Consider the following 21,947-nt stretch of genomic DNA (forward strand, 5'->3'; position numbering starts at 1 on the left):
ATGGCGGATGCGCAGGGGAAGGGCGGTTCGCTGCCCACCCCGACAGGTTCGAAAATGCGCGTGGACAAGTGGTTGTGGCACGCGCGTTTTTTCAAGACCCGAGGGCTGGCCACCAAACTGGTGACCGCCGGACATATGCGGGTCAATGGCGACAAGATCGCCAAAGCATCTTATGGAATCACTTTGGGCGATGTGCTGACATTTCCGCAGGCCAAACAGGTGCGTGTGATCCGCATTCAAGCCCTATCATCGCGTCGCGGCCCGGCGCCCGAAGCCCAAGCGCTGTATGAAGACCTTGATCCGCCTGCAGATAGAACGGACAATGTTCCGCAATCACAAGCATCGGCACCAAAAACGGTCGGGAAGGGCCGTCCGACCAAGAAAGATCGTCGCATCTTGGACCAAACCCGCAGGTCCATGCTTGATTGATCCCGCGTGCTGTCCTAAGTGAAGCCGAGACCAAATTGAAGGTGCCACAATGACCTATGTCGTCCAAGATAACTGCATCGCCTGCAAATACACTGATTGCGTGGAAGTTTGCCCCGTAGACTGCTTCTATGAAGGTGAAAACATGCTGGTCATCCATCCGGACGAATGCATCGACTGCGGTGTATGTGAACCGGAATGCCCGGCAGACGCAATTCGCGCGGACACCGAGCCGGGAACGGAAAAGTGGGTCGAGTTTAACCGGAAGTACTCGGAACTGTGGCCAGTGATCGTCGAGCGCAAGGATCCGCTGCCTGATGCGGAAGAGCGTGACGGCGAAGAAGGCAAGCTTGAGAAGCTTTTCTCGGAAGAGCCTGCCGAGCAATAAGCGACGGTCAGTCCAAAATCCTTGGGGGTTGGCAGACGTCTAGATGACGGGATTTGACCGCTCGGTCAAAGTTCTGCGATGCAGCGCTTTTCCACCCCCTGTTTTTGTGGTATACTGTATCCCAAATACGGGTAGATTGTGACGCTCTGTTCCTGAGACAGGGCGTTTTGTTTCCGAAAAGATTGCGAATGGCCATGCGCAAAGACGGCGCAGCAAAGCCGTTTGCGCGCATTTTCGCGGACCATGTCACCCGACTGTAACAACGACGCGAAGGATCGCCTGTGATGAGCAAGAAGAAGCTGGATTTCCGCCCGAATGAATATGTTGTCTATCCCGCCCATGGCGTTGGACAGGTCGTATCGATCGAGGATCAGGAAGTTGCCGGGATCAAGCTTGAGTTGTTTGTGATCTCGTTTGAGAAAGACAAGATGACTTTGCGGGTGCCCACCAACAAAGCCACCGAAGTTGGCATGCGCGGTCTGTCCAGCCCGGACGAGATTTCCAAGGCCATGACCACGCTGAAAGGCAAGGCCCGCGTGAAGCGCGCCATGTGGTCGCGTCGTGCGCAGGAATACGAACAGAAGATCAACTCGGGCGACCTGATCGCCATCGCCGAAGTTGTACGCGACCTGCACCGCACCGATGACCAGCGCGAGCAGAGCTATTCCGAGCGTCAGCTGTATGAAGCTGCACTGGAGCGTCTGACCCGCGAAGTTGCTGCCGTAGGTGGTGGTGACGAGCTGGCCGCACAGAAAAAGGTCTCGGACGTTCTGATGTCGCGCGCTGCTGCTGCGTGATCTCGTCCTAAGTCTTTAGAAAAGCCGTCTGCATTCGCGCAGGCGGCTTTTTTTATGAGATCAGGCTTACCACGACCGCCAGACCAATGATTTCGCTGATCTGTTGCGAGGCGCCCAGAACGTCTCCGGTCTGTCCGCCGACCTTTTCCTTCGCCAGTGCAGCCAGCGCGATGGAGCCGAGCCCGATGCAGACTAGAAGCGGCAGCAGAGCGCTTGGCATCGCGATCAACACGATCAGAACGGTGACGCCGCTCGCCATCCAAGCTGTGACAGCCCGGGGGCGTCCGACCTGACTGGCCAAACCGCTCCCACGTGCATTGGGTAGGGATGCCATAAGAAGAACCATAGGAAGGCGGCTGCTGACGGCGATGACGACCAGCGCGGATAGCACACCGGGGTTGGCCAGCAGTACGGCAACGGCCGAGGCGCGCAGACCCAGTGACAGGATCAGTGCAATCACTCCATAGGCTCCGATCCGGCTGTCTTTCATGATTTCTAGCCGCCGGTCCCGGTCATAGCCGCCCCAGAACCCATCTGCCACATCGGCCAAGCCGTCCTCATGCAGGGCGCCGGTGACCATGATTTGCCCCAGTAGCGCCAGACAGGCTGCAAAAAGCATGGGAAGACCGGCGGACAGGGCCGCCACTCCCAGTCCCCATCCGATCAGGGCAGGCACCAGCCCGGCCAGCGGCCACGCCCAAGCTGACAGTGCAGACCGTTGGGTCGCTAGTTCTGCATCCACCCGTATCGGTAGACGCGTCAGAAGCCCAATCGCCGCTGGGATATCCGCCGGATGCAGGATCGGCTTCGATCTGTCGTGTTTCGTCATATTTGGTCTTTTGCAGTCTGGTTGCAGTTGTCCCCCATCGGTAAAGAGGGTGAGGAAATGAATCAATCAAGGAGTCTCGCCATGTCGCAACAGCCATTCTCGACCCTGGCCGAGTTCAAGGCGCTGCTTGAGGCGGCGAAAGGCCCGGATGCGTCGGCGATCCAAGCGGCAGAAGAGCGTAACGGCCAGTTGACCAAACCCCCCGGCGCGCTGGGACGCTTGGAAGAGTTGGCGATCTGGGTCGCGGGCTGGCAGGGCAATGGGCGTCCTGAGCTGAAGGCACCTCAGGTCGTTGTGTTCGCGGGCAATCACGGGGTGACGGCACAGGGCGTGTCAGCTTTCCCGGCGGAAGTCACTGAACAGATGGTTCTGAACTTCCAGCATGGCGGAGCGGCGATCAATCAGCTGTCCAAAGCGGCAGGAGCTCAGATGGACGTTCACGCGTTGGAATTGGATCGCCCTACGCAGGATTTCACCCAAGGCCCAGCTATGAGCGAGGACGAAGTTGTATCGGCGCTTCTAACCGGCTGGAACGCAGTCAGCGAGGGTGCCGACCTTCTGGTGACCGGCGAAATGGGGATCGGTAACACGACCTCAGCCGCCGCCCTGTTCCTAGCGCTTTATGGTGGCGAGGCCGAAGATTGGGTCGGACGCGGAACCGGTGTTGACGACGACGGCCTTGCCCTGAAAGCCCGTGTGATCCGTGAGGGCTTGGCCGCAAACCCCACGGCCCCGGGGAATGGGCTGGAAGCGTTGCGCTGTCTGGGTGGGCGCGAAGTGGCCGCGATGGCCGGCGCCATGGCGCGCGCGCGCGTGCTGGGCGTTCCGGCGATCCTTGATGGGTTCATCTCGACCGCCGCCGCTGCCTGTCTGCAGGAAAGCGTGCCAGGGTCGCTGGATCACGCGGTTGCCGGTCACGTTTCGGCTGAGTTGGCACATGCTAACGCGCTGGACCGTCTGGGCAAAGAACCGCTGTTGTCGCTGGGGATGCGGCTTGGTGAAGGTTCGGGCGCAGGGGTTGCGATCAACATCCTGAAATCTGCTATCGCCTGCCATTCCGGCATGGCGACTTTCGCCGAGGCTGGCGTCTCGGACGGCTAAACCGTTTGAGTGTTGTTTGAAGAAAGGGCCGGAGCGGTAATGCGCTTCGGCCTTTGTCATTTCAGGGTTGCGATTAAATGCGTCAGCCCACCTTATCCGAAAGGAAGAACATCCAGCGTCAGGGTCCTGCCACCTTTCTGATAGATCAGCTTGGTGGTCGATATCGACACTACTTTACCGCCGTCCAGACGACTGCCTACACCAACTTTGACATAGCGCCCAGAGGGTAGGCGTACCAAGGCGCGGCGCGATGAGGCCGACCCGTAGATGCCGATCAAGCTGACCTTGCGCAGGTTGATGGCATTCTTGATCGTGGCCTGTTTCGCGACCGAGGCCCGCGTGGGGATCTTCGGGGTGGTGGTTTGGCGCGGGGATGCGGCCGCGACGGCGACGCTTCCATCCGAAGCCCCTCCGTTCGGGCGTGCGCGTGCTACGATACGCGAGAAATTCTTGGGCCGTGCTTTGGGCGAGGCCGAGCGTGAGACTGCCAGTGCAGTCGGAGCGATGCCCGCAGCCGCGGCATTTTCCCCGGTTAGCGCGGCGGCGATGGCATCGGCCTGCGCCTGAGCATGCGCCTGCGCGGCCGCCGTTACGGCTTCGGGTCGGCCACGTGGACGCAGTTGTGCCAATTCCGTCCGGGTCCGTCCCCCCAGTAGTAGACGTTCGTTACCTTCCACCAACCCTTCCGGGCGCGCGCGCGGGCGGAAAGTCGGGGTGTTTTCAGCGACCTCGGTTGTCGTCGTTTCTGTGTCTTCTGGAGTATCTTCAATCGTGTCATCCTGCGTCTGCTCAGTCCGAGGAGCAGGTGCTGGAATGACATTGGGACGGCCTGCAATCACCAATGCGCCTTCAGGGGTCAGTGCGCCTTCGGGCGTCGCTTCCACAAAGCCGCGTTCATCCAGATTGAACACTGTACCAAGTGGCAGTGGCGGGGTGGTGTTGGGGATCGGACCGCCCATCTGATCCGCTTGCAGTGGAGTCAAAGCCACGGCGTCATGCCCGATGGTGCGAGGGTCAATCGAGGCCACATATAGATCGTCGATACGTCCGGGTGAGACCGTTTCCAGCGGTGCAGGCGCTCGCTGCCAAATTCCAGTTGCGGCATAACGGGCCTGAGCGGCTTCTTCGGATAGAGGTTCTGGTGTTTGAATGCTCAAAACCTCGTCCGCTTCGACCAGCGCGGGATCGACAAGGGTGCTATCGGCCCCAAAGGGGACATCATCTTGGGTGTCTGACGGTGCCGTTGTTATGGCGGCCTCGAATTGGTCGATTTCGCTGCTGTTGCGCGCCGCGGTGGTGTCCGACAGGAACAGCATCGACCAGATGACCAGAATGGCCAGGAAAAGAAGAAGACCCAACACAAGATAAAGTGCCAGAAAGCGGGGTTTACCACCTACTTGTTGGGTCTGACGTGCGCCGAATACTGTTAGGGCTTCGGCCTCGCGCGTCCAGCTGCCTTTCTGACTGGCGGTAGGTGGGGTGCCCTCGGTTGCCGGAGGCGGTGCGATGGGCGTGACTTCTGGCGCCGGGGCAGAAGTATCAGATTTTGACCGTCCCTTGCGCAAGACTTGGCCGGCTAACGCTGCAGTGCGCCCAGTTTTCTGGTCCGATTCCCGGTTCTTCCTAGCAGTTGGCTTGGTCGACGGTAGTTTGCTAGCAGCCTGCCGTCCCAACGCGCTGGCGCGACCAGCGGCCACTGTCAGTCCAGCGGCCCCTTTGCGGGCGGCTTTGCTCAGGCTTTCTTTGCTGCGCTCAGCCGTGGCTTTTGCTTTAGCTTTGGCACTCGAAGCCTGCGACGGCTTGGGATCTTCTTCAAAAGCACTCGGTGCTGTGACCGGCACATGCACTTTGGCAGGCGGCGCTTTCGGTATGGTCCTCGCAGGTGTGTCCGGAGCGTCAGTTGATGGCGTGGCAGGAGCTAATCCGAAAGACAGGCGCGGTTCGGCCGGCAGAGGATCTGGCGTCGGGGCAGGTGGCGGTGAAACCTCTGCCTTGGTCAGGTCTGGATCCGACGGCGCGTCAGCGTTGCGGCTTGACGCGAACCCAATTGCTGGTTCCTCGGGCTCGGGCTCCGGTTTGGGGGGGGGCGTGGGCGCTTCCGTTTCGGGCTTAGTCGGTTCAGCTTTCTTGGCGGCAGGCGCCGGGCGCGGTTCTGGCGCAGTGTCCTCAGCCTCTGCAGGTGCGTCTGGCGTCGGAGGGAAGGGGGCAAGCTCGGGAATGCCGCTGGCCGCTGGTGTGACCTCTTCGGCAGGTTCTAGGACAAGAGGCGGCTCAACGGGGGTCTGTGGTGCGGATGCCTCGGGCGTCTCGGATACGGCTGTCTGAGACATGGCATCCAAAAGCTTCGGCACTGGACGCGACTCGCGGTCCAGCGTCACACCACTTCCTTCGACCGAACCGAAATAGACCTCGCCCGAGAAGGCACCTTTTGGGCGTGCGACGAGCCCCACTGGGTTCATCCCGTGTTCATCCGCAAAGCTCAAAGCCTCGTCGAGCGTTTCGCGGGCAACGACCGCAACGTGTACCATCGCCTCTTCGCTGCCGTCTGATTGCCAGTCAAAAACCAGATCGTCGACCGGATAGGGGGTCAAGCCCTCTAACCCTTCGCGAATGCGCGCCTCGCGCGTGATTTCGTCAGGGCCGGGGGCTGTCATCGAGGTGAACAGTATCTGTGATCCTGGCACGATCAGCTTTGTGGACAGGGCACCTGTTCCAAGCGCAGTCGCTGTGTCGCGCAAAGTGGCAAGGGCTGCGCCAAGATCTGGATCATCCAAAGCCACCTTGCCAACAAGCTGCCAACCGCCCTTGCCGCGGTGGACAAGGCCGATCCCATCGTGATTGAGATCAATGGCAAAGCTTGGTTTCATACAGCCCCTGTCCTTCTCAATACCACCTACGATCAGGCACACCTTTTGCGGCTTTCGCAGCCGCTCAATACCGGATTGAAACTACAGCAGGAAATTGCCCAAGGGAAGGGGGCGCGTGGTCGCGGGCTTGCCTATGGCGAAAGACAGCGCAATCTGTCCGAAAAAGGAGCACAAGATGCGGAAACTCTTATCCATTATCGCGATTTCCATTGCCGCAACAGGTATCGGTTATGCCGACACGGCAAACTCCCCTCAGCTGACAGTAACCGGGCAAGGTGTGGCGCAAGTCGTGCCCGACATGGCACGGATCAGTCTGGGCGTTAGCGAGCGGTCTGACGATGCTGGACAAGCGCTTGATGCGGTTGCTGGGACGATTGCCCGAATGCTGGAAAAACTGACTGAAGCCGGAGTTGTCGAGCGCGACATTCAAAGCACACAGGTGAATCTGTCACCGCAATACGATTATAACCGCAAAAGCAACGGCGCGCCGGAGCTGATTGGATTCGTCGCCAGCTCGACCCTGTCAGTCAAAGCGCATGACCTGTCGAATCTTGGGGCGATCATGACGGCTGTGACCTCGGTCGGCGCGAATGAAATCCACGGGTTGCAGTTTGACGTGAAAGACCGCGCGGGCGCCGAAGACTCGGCACGTACATTGGCGGTGAAAGACGCGATGGAGCGCGCGACCGTTCTGGCCGAGGCCGCGGGACTGAAACTGGGGTCCGTCCTGATGATGCGAGAAGGCGGTGACGCCCCCGGTCGTCCGGTCATGATGGCGATGGAACGCGCTTCAGCGGACATGCCCATTGCGGCAGGTGAAATGGGCATCAGCTCCAGCGTCACGATGGTGTTCGAGTTGGTTGAGTAAACTACGCTAACGTCCTGAAATAAAAAGAACCCCGCCAAACGAGACGGGGTTCTTTGTTTGTAATGTGATGCGATTTAAGCCGTCGCTGCTGCCAACGCCTGATCCAAATCGGCGATGATGTCGGCGGCATCCTCGGTTCCGATCGAGATGCGGACCACGTTGGGGGCAGCGCCCGCTGCGACCTGCTGTTCTTCGCTCAGCTGACGGTGCGTGGTCGAGGCCGAGTGGATGATCAGCGATCGTGTGTCGCCAAGGTTGGCCACATGGCTGAACAGTTTCAGGTTGTTGACCAGCTTCACGCACGCCTCATAACCGCCTTTCACACCCACGGTGAACAGGGCACCCGGACCTTTGGGCGAGATCGCCTTGGCGCGGTCGTGATAGGGCGACGACGGCAGGCCAGCATAGCTGACGCTTTCGATGCGGTCGTCAGCCTCGAGCCATTCGGCAACTTGCTGAGCGTTCTCGACGTGCTTCTGCATGCGCAGTGACAGCGTCTCGATCCCCATCAGAGTGTAATGTGCGCCCTGTGGGTTCATGGTCATACCAAGGTCACGCAGGCCGATGGCGATGCCGTGGAACGTATAGGCCATTGGGCCAAGCGCCGCGCCAAAGGTCAGACCGTGATAGGCCGGTTCCGGCTGGCTGAACGACGGGAACTTGTCCGAGGCCATCCAGTCGAACTTGCCGGAATCGACCACACAGCCACCGGTCACTGTGCCGTTGCCGGTCAGGTATTTGGTGGTCGAGTGCACAACGATGGTTGCGCCCATTTCGATCGGCTTGATCAGATAGGGCGTGGCAGAGGTGTTGTCCACGATCAGCGGCACACCCGCCTTATCGGAAATTGCAGCGATGGCCGGGATGTCGGTGGGGACGCCTGCCGGGTTGGCAAGGCTTTCACAGAATACGGCGCGGGTGTTGTCGTCGATGGCGGCTTCCACGGCGGCCGGATCATCGAAATCCACCAGCTTGGCTTCCCAGCCGAAGCGCTTGAAGGTCTGGGTGAACTGGGTGACGGTTCCACCATACAGCTTGTTCGACGCCACGATGTTCAGGCCCGGACCCATCAGGGGGAACAGCGCCATGATCTGCGCCGCGTGACCGGACGAGCAGCAGAAGCCGCCAGCGCCGCCCTCAAGTGCCACGATCCGGTTGGCAAGTGCACCAACGGTCGGGTTGGTCAGGCGCGAATAGATATAGCCGACTTCCTCGAGGTTGAAGAGCCGCGCGGCGTGATCCGCGTCTTGGAAAACGTAAGCGGTGGTCTGGTAGATCGGCACCTGACGGGCGCCGGTGGCCGGATCAGGTTCAGTGCCTGCGTGAATTTGCAGCGTGTCAAAGCTTAGTGGGCGCTCGTCGGACATGGTTCTCTCCCTCATTCTTGGTCGCGGGAAGGCTAGGGGAAAGGGGGCCGGTCTTCAACGCCTCAGCAGCGCTTAACCCGCGAAATTTTGCGCTTTAGACGGCTTGTCGCGTTTTATGCGCGGGCTGGTCCTTCGTTCCAGTTTTGTTAAGCTGCGCGGGAAATCATTCCGGAGACCTTCATGCTGACGCCCTTCCACCTTGCCATCAACGTGACCGATCTTTCCGAAACCCGCGCGTTTTACGGCGGAGTGCTGGGCTGCGACGAGGGCCGGTCGACCGACACGTGGGTCGATTACAGCTTCTTCGGGCATCAACTCAGCTTCCATCTGGGCGCACCGTTTGAAACCGCGAATACCGGCAAGGTCGGCGCACATATGGTGGCCATGCCGCATTTCGGCGTGGTGCTGGCCTATGACGACTGGCGCGCGCTGGCGGACCGGTTGGAGGCAGAAGGCACCGATTGGGTCATCGCCCCGACGGTGCGTTTTGAGGGTGAACCCGGCGAGCAATGGACAATGTTCTTTCGGGATCCGTCAGGCAACCCAATTGAAGTGAAGGGGTTTCGAAATTTGGAGGGGGTGTTTGCGGGGTAGTCAGTGTCTTTGGTCCGCTACGCGGGACAAATCCGACTTATGCTGACGCGGCTATTGCTAGCGCAGCATTTTCTCGCCCGAGCAGAATGTTTGTTGTTGCGGTGCAGCGCAAGTCACCGAAGCAGTCATTCGAGGGCTTCGATTTGGCTCGAACCGAAATTGAACTTTCGCCGCGGCCCGATCCGACAACTCAGACGCGGGACTTTGGCGCACTAGCCTCGCCTAGAACGAACGACCGCATTGTACGCTTTGCGCCGCAGAGAAAAAACAGCAAGGCCGGAGAGCTGATCTTCGCTGCGTTTGCCAGTTTCTCATCTTTCGTCAAACAAAGCAGACAGTAAATCTGCATAAGACCCGTGTTCTTCTGTGCGTTGCTGCGGATAGATAGCCACGGAAGTGTTCGTCTGAAAGTTGACTTTTCGGGGATGCGCCAAACCCACATGTATTGGTTCGAAGGCTAGCAGCCTTTTGGGATATCATAGAGGATCCCAGTTCTGGCAAACCGATGATGGAAATTGCCTGCCCTGGCCACCATCAGATTTCACAGCAGGCTCCTTCTGAAATTGTGTTTATGTTTCAAACTGAACTCGCAGAAATCCGGGGTCTTTTTGGTGTATTCGGCTGCATTCCCAATCATCCGTTTGTGCTTAATTGCAGCTTTCTCATTCATGAACGTAGCGGAACCGGTTTGAACGGTGACGGTGTGTCCAGTTCACCGCACAGGTCTTTGACCAGCTTAGACCAGGCAGTGGCGAAGTTTTTTTCGGGGGATTGTGTAACGTTGCAAGTCGCCACGATTGCTATTTTCTTTCGGGCAGCCGTGTCGATCGCAACAGTCCATGCTTCGATGTCACTAGAGTTGACAAGGTGCGCTCCGAATTCAACGTGGTCCACGAGCCCGTCAACAGCTTGCGCCAATACAGGCCGCTTTGCAGTTAAGGCCTCGGCTGCGACCAATCCGTAAGCTTCCCAACGTGAAGGCATCAGGACTGCGTCGATTTCACCATAGATCCTACAAGCGTCAGAGTGGTGGCCTTCGAATGAAATGCGCGGATCATCTTGGGCCAACCGTTTCAGGTTTTCTTCCTCGGGGCCCGTGCCATAGATCCGTAGCTTTGCGTTCGGGGTGGTCACGTTCTTGAATGCACTGATCAGAGTATCAAACCCTTTTTGATGATCCAGACGTCCGATTGCACCAAAGACGCGCGTTTCACCCTTTGGGGCGGGGATGGCGCGCATGGTATCATAGGACACAGTGGATTGTATCACACCAAGCTGCGACGGACGCACAAGGCCAGCTGTCGCCAGCCAACGTCCCTGCGCATAACTGACCGCAACCACCTTGTCATAAAGTGCATAAGCTGAGCGCAATAGAGTGTTAAACCGCGCTTTGCGGAGAACATTCCGGGCGACAAAAGCTTCGGTGTAACTGTGTTCGACATGGATCATTGGCGTGTTTGGATTCAAAGCGCGCAACACAACATGGCCCGGCAAAGTACGCCACGACACAGAAAGGTGGGACACGATAACATCCGCATTCAAGCGACCGATCTTGGTTGATCCGCGCTTAACGAATTTAACGATATGTCGATCACCCGATGCGCGGATGATTGGGCAGGATTGAATATGTTCTAACACGCGGGTTACGCCGCCGCTGGTTTGATCGTCGCAGAGGTGAATGATGGTCTTGCGGAACATTAGAAGGATCCTTGGCGTTTGGTGTTTGCAGCGATTGCGAACAGGCGTTGAAGGTTGCGGGCGCCAAACAGCGACAGCAGGTGAAGAGCGCAGAAAGTCGAGGCTGATTTTACGGGCTCTTCTAGCAAAGGGCGTGACGAGGTTTGCATCCAAGCCTTAGCGTGTCGGCGCGCGCGCGAAAGGTCGAGCGACTTGAGCGCGCGGCGACAGAGATAGCGTTGCTGATAGGCACGCGCAGTTTGTGCGTGTTTTTCAAAGAAAGCGGGGTTCAAAGGGGTCAGTTTGGTGACCATTTGCTCCCAGGCCTGCAACTGATTTTCGGTCGATGCAGACAGGCCATCAGGATTGATCCGATACTGTGTCAGTATGCCCTTGATCCCTTGAAATTCCCAAGCGGTGGTCAAGGCAATTCGGGTCCAGCATTCGATATCTTCGGACTGGCGGAAGGTTTCGTCGAAATACCAATCGCGTTCTCGTTCGTGCTTTGGGCGATAGGCGATGTCTTCAAAGACTTCGCGACGCACAACAACTGCCGAGCCATTGCCGATTGGATTGCGCTTGAAAACATGCGATGGTGTGACCCCGTTAAGCTTTGGGGTCTGGGTCTGACCAATGGGGTTGCCTGCGTTGTCAATCAGAGTTGACCCGGAATAACTCAGACCAACCCCCGGGTTTGCACGAAGATGTGCCACGTGACGCGCAAGCTTTTCCGGCGCCCAGATGTCATCTGCATCGCAGAACCCGATGAATGCGCCAGCCGCTGCGTGGATGCCGCTGTTGCGTGCGCCCGCTAGGCCACGATTGCGCTGGTGCACAACCCGGACATTTTCGCGTTGGGCGTAACGGTTCGAGATTTCGATGGTTTCATCTGTGGAACCGTCGTCAACGATTACAATCTCGAAGGTGTCGTAGGTCTGCGCCAGCAAGGCCTCAATGGTTTTGGGCAGTGTTTTGGCCGAGTTGTAGGCCGGAACAACGATAGAAGCGAAAGTCATGTCATTCTCCATTATGTGAAAAGCCTGCGCGCAATCGGGCGCGGCAAAACAGGAACGCTGAGCGCGGCAAGCAGCGTCAACGCGCCGCGCCGTGGCGAGGAAAAGAAGCCAGCGGGGCTAATCCTCATACCCGCGAAGGCGAAACGTAGGGGCAGAAATCGATCTTCGCTCATGCGCAGGGCGCGACGGGAAAGATAGCGATTGTAGATCGCGTTGCTTGTGGCGCTAGGCATCGCGCCAAAACTGGCGGCTGTTTTCAATACCTCTTGGCGCGAGCGTTCCATCGCCGCCAGATCAGACGAAAGACCGCGCGGGCTGGTGCGGTAGTACGTGTGCAGCTGGTGCAGACCCTTAATGCGAAGGCCTTGTCCGACAGCTCGCACAAGCCAATCGAGGTCTTCGTTGTGGACCAGTTTGGTTGAAAAACCACCCGTGGCGACAAACGCATCTCGACGCATGGTGATGTTGGAGCAGGTGCAAACGGGGTTTTCACCAAGCAGCATGTCGATGCTCAGCTGGGCTTGGGGTACGGTTGAATACACCGACGCGTCACTTGGCGTGTCGTTGAAAAAGGCAATCTGTCCGAAAGCACCATGAGTTTTTGGATTGGAGAATGCGTTTGCGAGCGTTTCCAGTTTTGTCTCGGTCCAGATGTCATCCGCATCGCAAAACGCTATGATCTCGTTGCGGGCAACATTCATAGCTCCGTAATTGCGCGCAGCACTCGGTCCTTTGCCTAAGTTGAAGACCAGCTTTATCCGGTCATCGCGTCGGGCAATTTTCTGAACGATATCACAGCTCGCATCCGAAGACCCATCATCAACAATGATGGCTTCCCAGTCCGCATGCGTTTGTGCCTGAAAGCCTTTCAGCGTGGCGGAAATCGTTTGTTCGGCATTAAAGCAAGGAACGATGATCGAAAACTTGGTCATGGGTTACGCTTTCGCTTTGTCCGGCCCATATGCCAGTAGAACGGCTGGGGCTGAGGCGATTGAAAAGACGGTTGCTGTCACCAAGGCATAACCAGTCGCGACCGATGTCAGACCGAAGGGCGCAAGCATTGCAGCATTGGCTAAAAGCGCGGCCGTCAGGATGAGGGTGACCCACAGTTCGACTTCAGGGCGGTCCTGAACACGCAGCCAACCAGCTGCTGCAGACCAAAGTGTTGTCGGGATCGCGACAAGACAGAGGATTGAAACGACGGAGCTGATGTCATCCCACCCTTCGCCAAATAGAACGGGCACGTAGTACGGTGCCAGAACAGCTTGCAGCATCACGATCGGCGCAACCACGACAAGCGGCATGGAAATGCTTTGGCGCAGCGCCTTGGCTTTGTCTTGAGCGTTACAGAGATGAGGGAACACCACCGTTGCTAGAGCGACGGAAACTGAGTTCGCAAGGCTGAGGCCTGCGTTGAATGCCATGAAATACAGACCCAAAGTCTCGGCGCCCATCAGCGCGCCCACGATCACCTTGTCAGCTTGCAGGCGCAGCGCTTTGGTCACTTCGGTTCCAAGCACGGCGCGGCCGAATTGAATGAAGGGACGGATCGGAGCGTAGCCCGCATCGCGGTTGGCCTTCCATGGGTGCAGACGACGTTGTGCGATCAGCCAGAACGGTGCAGAGATGACACGCGGCAGGATCAACGCCAAAGGGTTCGCCCAAACAAGAGCAAGCGCGACAGCAGCAATATTGGAGCCCACGATTTGCGACCCAGAAATCGCTGCGGTCTGTTGCAACTTCCCCGCACGCATCGCCAGTGCGACTTGAACAAGTCCACCTGGCATAAACAGATATTCAACTGCCAGCAGCAGGATAAGCGCGGCCAGGGTGGCGCTTCCTCCCAACAAGAAGATCGAGCCGGCGACGCCCGCCTGTAAGGTGAACAGACCAAGGCACCATGCCCAGAAGATCTTATGTGCAGTATTGCACGTTACATCCAAGGCATCGTCGCGAGACGAGATGATCTTTTGACCCACGCCGTTTTCGGTAAGGGATTTGACGATGTCGCCCGCCGCCATGGCTGCAGCGGCCACTCCGATTTCTGTCAGTTCAAGCGACCGCGCAACAGCGACGACGACCAAAAGCCGCGAAGCCTTGGCGGCAGCTTCCGAAGCGCCATAAGCCATCAGGCCCTTTGCTAGCGAGTTGATTTGCGATGTCGCGTTCATTCGGGTCATCCATTTCGTTGATGACCTGTTTTTATCCAAACAAAACTGAGGTGTATTGGGCGCTCCTGGACAGTATCGGGACGCGGAAGGCTTGACACCTACCCAAGTGGATAGGGATGTTAGTCCCAACGACCTTTGGTGGTTTCGGCGTAGCTGGGTTAAGCCGATGGTGTTAGTGCTATTGAGAGAACGACATGAGTAACACCGCGAAAATCACGACTGCCAGCACCGCGCTTGTATTACTTGCAAATTGCGCCAGCCTTGAAACCCCCGGCAACCTTGAGCCGGTTCTTCAGGGGGACGCCTATCAAGCCCAATATCGCGCACCAACCCTTGCCGACTCCGAGAAAGGTTATTTGCACTCATCGACAATGAATGCACAGAAATGCCTTCCTCTGCGCGGCGGAGCAGGGGGGAAAGGTACCATTAATTTGGTTGGCGAGCGGCTGACGCGAAACGATCTGGTTGAGATTTTCGTCAGCGATGATGACACGTTTGGCGGATCTTATGTCGTGTCGCGTGATGGCACGTTAAAACTGCCGTTTCTCAGCCCGGTTCGCGCCCAAGGGCGCACCACCTCCGAGATTGAACGCGACATCGCGTCTAAACTTCAGGCTGGTGACTTCTTCACGGAATTTCCAAAGGTGTCGGTGCGGGTGAAAGACTTCGCCTCGGTGACCGTTGGGGTTTCGGGGGCGGTGTTTGAACCCCATGCGACAGAAATCGGCAAAGTGTCTGGGGATGAAGTCGACGGTCGCCGACAAGACGCACTGGGTGCTTCTTCGGAGGGGCGTAACCTATCGGCGGCGTTGCGTGCTGCAGGTGGGATCCGCCCGGATGCCGACATCTCGGCAGTCGAAGTCGAGCGAGGTTCCACAGTCTACAAAATCGACATGCGCGGCGTGTTCGAGGGCCGAAACAACGTCGACATTATGCTGTTGTCAGGCGACGAGGTTCGCGTGCCCAGTCGAAATTGTTTCCAGGAAGACCTGATGCGCCCAAGCCCGATCAGCCCACCCGGCATTGCGCTTTTTGTGTCGAACCTGACCCAACCGGCGACCGGCAACGCTCCTTCTGCAAATGGCAAAGAAATCCGACAGGTGCCTTACGGAACCCGTTTCTTGCAGGCTGCAATCAATATGAACTGCGTTGGCGGCGCGAAGACCACCAGCGCCAATCGATCCGCTGTTCTGTTTTCGCGCAATCCCGAGACGCAGGTATCTGCGGTTGTTGAGCGCAACATCGAACAACTCATGCGCCTGCCCGAGCGGGATGATTTCGATCCCTATCTTCTACCCGGCGATGCTCTGGCTTGTTACGATAGTTCCGTGACAAACATCACTGAAGTTGGCCGTGTAGTTGGGGTGCTAAGCTTGGGTACGCTTTAAACGCTTAGGTGTTGCGTGCGTTGAACTCGTTCATCGTGCGCGACCAAACTTCAGGCAAAGCAGAGATTTCGCCAGTAACCGTGGGAAGTTCGCCCGACTTTGCGGCGGTCTCGATGTAGCGCAGCCGGTCTGCAACGTCCAACGCACCTATTGCGGCCGCGCCGCCCGCGATTTTGTGGGCTGCTTTTGCCAACTCGGGCAAGGCGTCTTCGGCAGGAGTTGTATGTGCAGCGACGAAATCCTTCAGTTCGCCGGATACGCGTTGGAAAAGCTTCTTGTGTTGTTCGGGGCCAATCATATCGCGCATCTCGGTGAAATGATCACCCGATATAAGGTTGTTGGAGGCGGGCTTGGTTTTCACGGGGGCAACTGTACCCCACTTGTTGGTGATCTGGGCAAGGGCGTCAGCGCTCAATGGTTTGGTGACCAGATCGTTCATGCCATCCAGCAAAAAGGCCTCATGCTCCTGGGGCAGAACATTCGCCGTTAGTGCCACAATTGGTGCTGCATGCGAGGCACCATTGCCGGCGCGAATGGTTCGTGTGGCCTCACGCCCGTCCATTACTGGCATGCTGATGTCCATGAAAATCAGATCGAAGCAATGCGCATGCGCAAGCTCGACTCCAATCTCTCCATTGTCTGCTGTCGTGACCTCATGGCCAGCTTTTTGCAGCATTTCCTGCGCGACGAACTGGTTGATCTCATTGTCTTCAACCAACAGGATATCCAAAGCCCGAGCGCTCTGCTGCTTGCCCTCATCTGCGGTGGTGCGTATCGTTCGATTTACGATGCGGGTCGGGAATGACACGCTGAACTGCGTACCCGTGCCGACAGAGCTTTCGACCTGAACTCTTCCGCCAAGTGCTTCAACAAATCGCTTCACGATGCCAAGGCCCAGCCCGGTTCCACCCACATCGCGGTTGTAAGACGCATCGCCAGTCACAAAATCTTCGAAAATATGATCAAGCATATCAGGCGCGATTCCGGACCCGGAATCTGAGACACGCAGATGGGCGGTTTTCTGGCCTGATGCATCTTCGCTTACTTCAGATTCGATGCTGATGCGGCCATCATGGGTGAACTTGATGGCGTTGCCCACGAGGTTCACAAGGATATGTTGGATCTTGCGTTTATCAGTTTCGATCCATTCGACGGGATTGCCAATCCATCCCCATTCAAGGGTGGAACCATTCGCCATCGCAGCGCTGGATTGGCTGCTAACGATATCCTCCAGCAGCGTGCTTAGGTTGACCGGGCCGAGACGGGCCTCGAGCTTGCCAGCGTCATAGGTGGTGATATCCAATACATCCGCGATGTGGTTCATCAGCAATCGTCCGGATTTTTCCATGTTCGACACATAAGTCGATTGCTTGGCACTTAGCTTGGTGTCTTGCAGCAAAGTCAGGGTGCCAAGGAGACCGTTCAGCGGTGTTCGAATTTCATGGCTCATGGTCGCCAGAAAGTTGGTCTTTGCCTTCTCGCTTTCCAGTGCTTTATCGCGGGCCTTGATCAGCTCTTCATCTGCTGCAATGCGCGCGGAAATATCACGTAGGAAGGCCACGAAAATCTCACCTTCTGCCGTGCTCGCGCTTTGCAGTGCTAATTCAACCGGGAACGAGCTTCCATCAGCACGCATCCCCTCTAGCTGCACACGGCCTTGGCCAACCACGCGCCGCTCGCCTGATCTTCTCATGCGTTCCATCCCGGCGGTATGGGCGTCACGGAATTTCTCTGGCACGATCAATTCCCCAAGCTCTTTGCCTAAAGCGAAATCGCGAGGGTAACCAAAGATCGTTTCTGCCGCATCGTTATAGTCGAGCACTTTCCCCGATAAATCGGTAACGATGACGGCATCCAAAGACGTATTGATGATCGTCTCGGTCCGGTCCTGCGAATTTCGCGCTGTGACCATGTTGCGCCGATTGCGCTTGTTCAGCGCGTTCAACAACAGCGACAAGGTTACAAGCGCCAAGGTGAGCAACCCAATTGCGACGGCCAGCTCGCTTAAGGTCATAAGTAGTGAACGGCGCCTCTGGTCAGACAGGCTGGCAAAATATGTAAGGCCGGAATTGGAAAGCGTACGCGCGATGGGCCGCAACTCTTCAGCGCGTTTGATAATCTGGGGAAGCTCTGCCTGTAACTTGTCGTCGGGTCCATCGATGAACGGTATCGTTTCGTCTAGGAAGCCGCGTAGCGTCGACAGGCTGCTTCCGAAGACAGCTTCTCGCCTCAAATCTGCATAAATGCCTGATTGGGACAAAGTGTCTAAGCGGCTATAGAAAATGTCGAACTCACGACGCATCAATGAATAATCTGGTGTGTCGCTCTGACTTGCTAATATGGCGTCACGTTCGAACTCCAAGAACTCGACCTCAGCTTGCGTGAGCGACCATTGGATGTTGTCAGAATCCGCCGAATTAAGCTGCTTAATATCGCGCGCGACATCAATCGTAAGAACGGATATCGCAAACGTTGAAAGCCCGACGAGAAACGCCAGGCCCAACATGCCGATACTGCTATTCGTTATACGTGAGAATATAACTTCAACCTTCGTTGGCTTTCTATTCAAGCTTGGTTACTCCATAAATTCAATCCGCGCGAGCTGCCATATACTGCGCGAGTATACGACCTCAGTTCTGTATTTCGCAGAAGAATCATAAGGGTAGATGACCCAAACTGGGCCTTTATCGCGTACGGACATGGGAACGGAATTGCGCTTGATCGCGAGAATGGGTCCACCTTCAACGGCATCACTAACAGGAATTTCGACGGCGTAGTCGTTTAACGCAACAGCACTGATGGTTCCCGACGAAATGTCGAGAGCCTTGGTGAGTGCGGCCAGTTCTACGCCTTCAAAAACCTGTTTGCCTTCGGTCCAAATGGTCGAAGTTTCAATGGTGGTTAGTCCCAATGCTTCCAGTCCGGCAAGGTCAAGTTCGATTGTCTGGCCGCCGTTGCCGCTGTGTGTGATCGTCAGTAGTACGTCACCTTCTGGTGCTTTAAAGTCGGTGGCGAGCGCCGTGAGTGGTGTGACAAAAGCAAAAGCCAAAATGGCCAGAAATCTTGAAAGCATCGGAATCTCCTATTCACTGCAGTCACAATAGGAAACACGAGTTTTCAATGTAATCCTCTATTCAGGATAGCGACCTACCCGATCGGGTAGGTCGCTATATCCTTTCAGGCTGCGAGGGGATGGGATTTAATACGGCCTGAAAGGAATTCGCTAAGCTCAAGTTCTAAATCTGTACGGGCGAGGGCGAAGGCAGCTGTGGCTTGCACGAAGCCTTGAACCGAGCCGCAATCAAATCGTTCCCCATCAAACTGATAGCCCGCCACTGGGGTCGTGCCGACGTCGGCGCAGATCGCGTCAGTCAGCTGCAATTCGCCACCAACACCAGGATTGATATGTGCGAGGCGATCGAAGATCGAAGGTTCGAGGATGTAACGGCCGACAACGGCTTGGGTTGAGGGTGCCTCTTCCGGGCAGGGTTTTTCGACCATGCCGCGCGCTTTGATGATCCGCCCGACCGATGCCTCTGGGTCGATCACACCGTAGGATCCAGTTTGATCCGGTGCGACTCGCATTGTTGCAACCATATGGCCACCGGTTTGCGCATGTGCGTCGACCATTTGGCTCAGCGCGCCCTTAGGGGCAGAGATCACATCATCCGGCAAAAGCACTGCGAAAGGTTCATTTCCCACAAGGCGGTGGGCCAAGCTTACGGCGTGGCCAAGGCCGCGCGGGTGCTTCTGGCGCACAAATGACAGGCTGCCTTCTGGAAGGTTGGTTTGCTCCAATGCTTCCAGTGCCGAGGTCTTGCCGTTGTCGCGCAACTGCTGTTCCAGCGCGCGGGCGGTGTCAAAGTAATCTTCCAATGCGCCTTTGCCGGCCGCTGTGACAAAGATAAACTCTTCGATCCCAGCTTCACGCGCTTCATCCAGCGCGTATTGGATCAATGGCTTGTCGACCAACGGAAGCATTTCCTTAGGGACTGATTTGGTTGCTGGAAGAAAGCGGGTGCCCATACCTGCGATTGGGAAAACGGCTTTACGTACATGCGTCATTGGAAGTCTCCTTTTAAAACTCGTTAGTAAGCACCACGGCCCGTTGCGACCGCGCGGAAGGTAAGAAGGATAAGGATCAGATCGAGAAGGATGGTACGCGATTGGGTATAGGCCAGGTCCATGTCGATCATCTTTTCAAACCCAATGTCGGCGCGACCCGAGACCTGCCAAATCCCGGTGATGCCCGGTTTGACACTCAACCGGCCAAGCGCACGCGCGGGGTATTGCGCCACTTCGCTGGGCAACGCAGGGCGCGGGCCAACGATGGCCATGTCGCCACGGAAAACGTTGATCAACTGCGGCAGCTCGTCCAGCGATGTGCGGCGCAGAAGCTTGCCGATGCGTGTCACACGGGGATCGTCTTTTTGCTTGAAGCAAATGCCCTCACGCTCGGAATTTGAGAGCAGAGCCGCGCGACATGCCTCGGCATCTGTGTGCATCGAGCGGAACTTGAGAACCTGAAACGGCTTTCCGTCTTTGCCAATGCGTGTTTGGGAAAAGAATGCCGGGCCTTTGCTGTCGATCCTGACCAGTGCTGCGAGAGTCAGAAACAAGGGCGACAGCACCAAAAGTGATCCACCTGAAATCGCGATGTCCAACGCGCGCCGTGCCGAGCCGGTCTTGGTTGGCATCAGCTTTGACCGCTTCAGGCTTCCGGCAAGAAAAGTGAGATTGCCAAGCAAATAGCGTTTGGCCATGCGGCGCGGCTCCATCGCCAATCTCCAGACCCACTCCATGCGCGCAGCGCGTACGGCTTTGGGTGCGCGGGTCACGTTACCAGCACGGAAGTCGAAGAACGCACCAACACCCATGGTAAAAGATGGGGCCAGCTTGCGTGCATTGCGCGCCAACCAAATGTCTTGTTGTGGCACTCCCAGTGCGACCAGCAGAATGTCCGCGCCACTGTCATTAATCTGAGAGATCAGTGCGTCCTGATCACGCATGTCATCATAGCCATTCGCGGTACCCGCAATGCGCAGGCCGGGAATGTCATGAACAAGACTGGCAGCAGCAGCGTCGGCCGCGCCGGGTTTCGCACCAAGCAGAAAGACGGACTTTCCAAGTAGTGCAGCACCAGCGAGCAGGGCGGGGATGAAATCAGTGCCGTTCAGGTTTTCTTTCAGAACTTCACCATCCATCTTGGCGGCCAGATCAATACCGATCCCATCTGGCAGGCGATAATCAGCGCTGACTACAGCAGTGTTATAGTGGGCATGGCGGCGTGCGATGTTCACGCAATGAGCATTAACAAAGCAAACCCTGCGGCGACCCGGCGACAGCAGCTTTTCCACTGCCATTCTTGTTGTCGCGTTCATCAAGCTCATCTCAAGCGACGGAAGGTCCTTTGTCAGCGAAGCCCCTGGGGCCATCTTGGAAAGAGGGGTTGCGTGAACTGCGGTGGCAGTGATTGTTTCAATTCGAGCAGCAGAAGTCATTTTCGTCGCCTTTCGGGTTTCGGTGTTGAAACCAACCTGACGTGACAACGACGCAGGCTCAACGGAGCGGACGGACAGTTCGCGGGAACACAGTATGGGGTTTTGGCACGAAAGAAGGGCTTTCGGAAAACGAGGATAGCCGACCTATCCGAATGGTGAGTGTCGGTAGTCCTTCGAGTGCTTGTCTCGCCCGATAAACGCCGTATTCTGGATCTAATAACAGAGCATCTAGGAGACACACTTGATGCGCATTTTGATTGCCGATGACCACGACCTTCTACGAGATACCTTGGTTATGTTCTTGGAAGGGCAAGATGATATCGAAGCTCAGACAGCTGCGGATCTGGACGCGGCTTTGAAGATGGTTTCAGGCCAGGATCCGTTCGATTTGCTTTTGCTGGACTACAATATGCCGGGCATGAACGGGCTTTCCGGACTTACTAAAGCGATGGAATACGACGGTGGCCAACGCGTTGCCCTTATGTCTGGTCAGGCGACCCGCGACATCGCTCAAAAAGCGCTGGATGCGGGGGCTGCGGGTTTTGTGCCTAAGACACTTCCTGCAAAATCGATGGTCAATGCAATCCGGTTCATGGCGATGGGCGAGCAATATGCGCCGCTCGAGTTTATGACCGCGCCAGCTGATGAGCCTAAAAACGAGCTCGCTGAAAAACTCTCGCCACGCGAGTTTCAGGTGCTGCGTGGCCTGACCGAAGGCAAGTCCAACAAAGAGATCGCGCGCGACCTGGATATTCAGGAGCCGACCGTCAAATTGCACGTCAAAACGTTGTATCGGAAAATTGATGCTTCTAACCGAACACAGGCTGCACTGATCGCACGCGAGGCTGGACTTTTTGCCGATACCCTATCGGATAGGTTCGGCTGACCCTTTGTGCCGGCGCTCTACCCGTGGGCGCGCATGCTTAGTTTTATAAGGCCAGATATATTCACGTCATG

Annotated in this window: 19 protein-coding genes; 8 read left to right on the top strand and 11 right to left on the bottom strand. The window is 56.9% G+C overall.

All coding sequences use genetic code 11. From position 1 onward, the window contains the following. From ACP15F_RS05460 to ACP15F_RS05470, 3 genes are all read left to right on the top strand, one after another. Positions 1–429 (top strand): RNA-binding S4 domain-containing protein, encoded by a 429-nt coding sequence (locus tag ACP15F_RS05460; protein ID WP_424939811.1) that lies wholly within the window; start codon positions 1–3, stop codon positions 427–429. A gap of 49 nt (positions 430–478) precedes the next feature. Further along, positions 479–814 carry a ferredoxin FdxA gene (gene fdxA / locus ACP15F_RS05465; protein ID WP_424939812.1) on the top strand — a complete coding sequence of 112 codons (336 nt, stop codon included), beginning with the start codon at positions 479–481 and terminating at the stop codon, positions 812–814. Between the two features lie 284 nt (positions 815–1,098). Continuing rightward, the gene (locus tag ACP15F_RS05470) at positions 1,099–1,611 is read left to right on the top strand and encodes a CarD family transcriptional regulator (protein ID WP_424939813.1); all 513 of its coding nucleotides are present in this window, start codon (positions 1,099–1,101) and stop codon (positions 1,609–1,611) included. A 52-nt stretch (positions 1,612–1,663) separates the two neighbouring features. On the opposite strand, the gene cobS is transcribed toward ACP15F_RS05470, so the two are convergent. Continuing rightward, positions 1,664–2,440 carry an adenosylcobinamide-GDP ribazoletransferase gene (gene cobS / locus ACP15F_RS05475; protein ID WP_424939814.1) on the bottom strand — a complete coding sequence of 259 codons (777 nt, stop codon included), beginning with the start codon at positions 2,438–2,440 and terminating at the stop codon, positions 1,664–1,666. Positions 2,441–2,521: 81 nt separating this feature from the next. Here cobS and cobT point away from each other — a divergent pair, with 81 nt between their 5' ends. Further along, positions 2,522–3,541 carry a nicotinate-nucleotide--dimethylbenzimidazole phosphoribosyltransferase gene (gene cobT / locus ACP15F_RS05480; protein ID WP_424939815.1) on the top strand — a complete coding sequence of 340 codons (1,020 nt, stop codon included), beginning with the start codon at positions 2,522–2,524 and terminating at the stop codon, positions 3,539–3,541. A 92-nt stretch (positions 3,542–3,633) separates the two neighbouring features. Here cobT and ACP15F_RS05485 read toward each other — a convergent pair whose 3' ends face one another. Continuing rightward, a complete protein-coding gene (locus ACP15F_RS05485) occupies positions 3,634–6,408 on the bottom strand; it encodes a hypothetical protein (RefSeq protein ID WP_424939816.1) in 2,775 nt (924 codons plus the stop codon). A 175-nt stretch (positions 6,409–6,583) separates the two neighbouring features. Between ACP15F_RS05485 and ACP15F_RS05490 the strand changes: the two genes are divergently transcribed. Beyond that, on the top strand, positions 6,584–7,276 hold the full coding sequence (locus tag ACP15F_RS05490) for an SIMPL domain-containing protein (protein ID WP_424939817.1): 693 nt from the start codon (positions 6,584–6,586) through the stop codon (positions 7,274–7,276). Between the two features lie 74 nt (positions 7,277–7,350). Here the strand turns inward: ACP15F_RS05490 and ACP15F_RS05495 are convergent, their stop codons facing one another. After that, positions 7,351–8,643, bottom strand: coding sequence for an O-acetylhomoserine aminocarboxypropyltransferase/cysteine synthase family protein (locus ACP15F_RS05495; RefSeq protein WP_424939818.1), 1,293 nt, complete (start codon positions 8,641–8,643; stop codon positions 7,351–7,353). Between the two features lie 180 nt (positions 8,644–8,823). Here ACP15F_RS05495 and ACP15F_RS05500 point away from each other — a divergent pair, with 180 nt between their 5' ends. Beyond that, the gene (locus tag ACP15F_RS05500; protein WP_424939819.1) at positions 8,824–9,237 is read left to right on the top strand and encodes a VOC family protein; all 414 of its coding nucleotides are present in this window, start codon (positions 8,824–8,826) and stop codon (positions 9,235–9,237) included. Positions 9,238–9,903: 666 nt separating this feature from the next. Here the strand turns inward: ACP15F_RS05500 and ACP15F_RS05505 are convergent. Genes ACP15F_RS05505 through ACP15F_RS05520 form a run of 4 tightly spaced genes read right to left on the bottom strand, consistent with a single transcriptional unit; the run spans position 9,904 to position 14,101 of the window. After that, positions 9,904–10,935, bottom strand: coding sequence for a glycosyltransferase (locus ACP15F_RS05505; protein WP_424939820.1), 1,032 nt, complete (start codon positions 10,933–10,935; stop codon positions 9,904–9,906). Next, on the bottom strand, positions 10,935–11,930 hold the full coding sequence (locus tag ACP15F_RS05510) for a glycosyltransferase family 2 protein (protein WP_424939821.1): 996 nt from the start codon (positions 11,928–11,930) through the stop codon (positions 10,935–10,937). Before ACP15F_RS05510 ends, ACP15F_RS05505 begins: the two co-directional genes overlap by 1 nt. An 11-nt stretch (positions 11,931–11,941) precedes the next feature. Beyond that, positions 11,942–12,862 carry a glycosyltransferase family 2 protein gene (locus ACP15F_RS05515; RefSeq protein ID WP_424939822.1) on the bottom strand — a complete coding sequence of 307 codons (921 nt, stop codon included), beginning with the start codon at positions 12,860–12,862 and terminating at the stop codon, positions 11,942–11,944. A gap of 3 nt (positions 12,863–12,865) precedes the next feature. Beyond that, the gene (locus ACP15F_RS05520; protein WP_424939823.1) at positions 12,866–14,101 is read right to left on the bottom strand and encodes an oligosaccharide flippase family protein; all 1,236 of its coding nucleotides are present in this window, start codon (positions 14,099–14,101) and stop codon (positions 12,866–12,868) included. A gap of 194 nt (positions 14,102–14,295) precedes the next feature. Between ACP15F_RS05520 and ACP15F_RS05525 the strand changes: the two genes are divergently transcribed. Next, entirely contained in the window at positions 14,296–15,489 is a 1,194-nt protein-coding gene (locus ACP15F_RS05525; RefSeq protein WP_424939824.1) for a polysaccharide biosynthesis/export family protein, read from the top strand. Between the two features lie 4 nt (positions 15,490–15,493). Here the strand turns inward: ACP15F_RS05525 and ACP15F_RS05530 are convergent, their stop codons facing one another. From ACP15F_RS05530 to ACP15F_RS05545, 4 genes are all read right to left on the bottom strand, one after another. Next, positions 15,494–17,995 (bottom strand): ATP-binding protein, encoded by a 2,502-nt coding sequence (locus ACP15F_RS05530; protein WP_424939825.1) that lies wholly within the window; start codon positions 17,993–17,995, stop codon positions 15,494–15,496. 69 nt (positions 17,996–18,064) lie between these two features. After that, positions 18,065–18,562 carry an oxidoreductase gene (locus ACP15F_RS05535; RefSeq protein WP_424939826.1) on the bottom strand — a complete coding sequence of 166 codons (498 nt, stop codon included), beginning with the start codon at positions 18,560–18,562 and terminating at the stop codon, positions 18,065–18,067. A 104-nt stretch (positions 18,563–18,666) separates the two neighbouring features. After that, positions 18,667–19,554, bottom strand: coding sequence for a UTP--glucose-1-phosphate uridylyltransferase (locus ACP15F_RS05540; protein WP_424939827.1), 888 nt, complete (start codon positions 19,552–19,554; stop codon positions 18,667–18,669). Positions 19,555–19,577: 23 nt separating this feature from the next. Then, positions 19,578–20,990 (bottom strand): WecB/TagA/CpsF family glycosyltransferase, encoded by a 1,413-nt coding sequence (locus ACP15F_RS05545; RefSeq protein ID WP_424939828.1) that lies wholly within the window; start codon positions 20,988–20,990, stop codon positions 19,578–19,580. 244 nt (positions 20,991–21,234) lie between these two features. On the opposite strand from ACP15F_RS05545, the gene ACP15F_RS05550 reads away from it, so the two are divergent. Further along, on the top strand, positions 21,235–21,876 hold the full coding sequence (locus tag ACP15F_RS05550; protein WP_424939829.1) for a response regulator transcription factor: 642 nt from the start codon (positions 21,235–21,237) through the stop codon (positions 21,874–21,876). Positions 21,877–21,947: the final 71 nt, after the last annotated feature.

Origin of the sequence: Aliiroseovarius sp. S253 (assembly GCF_049800855.1) — a bacterium.
GTDB lineage: Bacteria > Pseudomonadota > Alphaproteobacteria > Rhodobacterales > Rhodobacteraceae > Aliiroseovarius.